This window comes from Staphylococcus sp. HMSC067F07, assembly GCF_001837405.1.
GTDB lineage: Bacteria > Bacillota > Bacilli > Staphylococcales > Staphylococcaceae > Staphylococcus > Staphylococcus capitis.
In genome coordinates this window covers 1-1,247 of sequence record NZ_KV832235.1, presented here as the reverse complement: position 1 = coordinate 1,247, position 1,247 = coordinate 1, and the positions used below count along the sequence as shown (strand labels likewise).

At 48.7% G+C, this 1,247-nt stretch carries 3 tRNA genes and 1 rRNA gene; all 4 read left to right on the top strand.

The window, feature by feature from the left end:
• Nucleotides 1-77 (top strand) — tRNA-Arg (locus tag HMPREF2706_RS06685).
• Between the two features lie 25 nt (nt 78-102).
• Nucleotides 103-176: transfer RNA gene (locus HMPREF2706_RS06680), tRNA-Pro, on the top strand.
• A 17-nt stretch (nt 177-193) separates the two neighbouring features.
• Nucleotides 194-269, top strand: a tRNA-Ala gene (locus HMPREF2706_RS06675).
• A gap of 129 nt (nt 270-398) precedes the next feature.
• Nucleotides 399-1,247, top strand: a 16S ribosomal RNA gene (locus HMPREF2706_RS06670); the annotation flags it as partial.

The window sequence follows — 1,247 nt, the reverse complement described above, 5'->3', positions numbered from 1 at the left end:
GCGCCCGTAGCTCAACTGGATAGAGCGTTTGACTACGGATCAAGAGGTTATGGGTTCGACTCCTATCGGGCGCGCCATTTTATTATGATTATTAACTACATACGGGAAGTAGCTCAGCTTGGTAGAGCACTTGGTTTGGGACCAAGGGGTCGCAGGTTCGAATCCTGTCTTCCCGACTTCTTTTTAAATTTATGGGGGCTTAGCTCAGCTGGGAGAGCGCCTGCTTTGCACGCAGGAGGTCAGCGGTTCGATCCCGCTAGTCTCCACCATTTATAATTATTCATTATAATAAATGAACATTGAAAACTGAATGACAATATGTCAACGTTAATTCCAATAAACGTAACGAAACGTTACAAACTATTTAGTATTTATGAGCTAATCAAACATCATAATTTTTTATGGAGAGTTTGATCCTGGCTCAGGATGAACGCTGGCGGCGTGCCTAATACATGCAAGTCGAGCGAACAGACGAGGAGCTTGCTCCTCTGACGTTAGCGGCGGACGGGTGAGTAACACGTGGATAACCTACCTATAAGACTGGGATAACTTCGGGAAACCGGAGCTAATACCGGATAACATGTTGAACCGCATGGTTCAACAGTGAAAGACGGTCTTGCTGTCACTTATAGATGGATCCGCGCCGCATTAGCTAGTTGGTAAGGTAACGGCTTACCAAGGCAACGATGCGTAGCCGACCTGAGAGGGTGATCGGCCACACTGGAACTGAGACACGGTCCAGACTCCTACGGGAGGCAGCAGTAGGGAATCTTCCGCAATGGGCGAAAGCCTGACGGAGCAACGCCGCGTGAGTGAAGAAGGTCTTCGGATCGTAAAACTCTGTTATTAGGGAAGAACAAATGTGTAAGTAACTATGCACGTCTTGACGGTACCTAATCAGAAAGCCACGGCTAACTACGTGCCAGCAGCCGCGGTAATACGTAGGTGGCAAGCGTTATCCGGAATTATTGGGCGTAAAGCGCGCGTAGGCGGTTTTTTAAGTCTGATGTGAAAGCCCACGGCTCAACCGTGGAGGGTCATTGGAAACTGGAAAACTTGAGTGCAGAAGAGGAAAGTGGAATTCCATGTGTAGCGGTGAAATGCGCAGAGATATGGAGGAACACCAGTGGCGAAGGCGACTTTCTGGTCTGTAACTGACGCTGATGTGCGAAAGCGTGGGGATCAAACAGGATTAGATACCCTGGTAGTCCACGCCGTAAACGATGAGTGCTAAGTGTTAGGGGGTT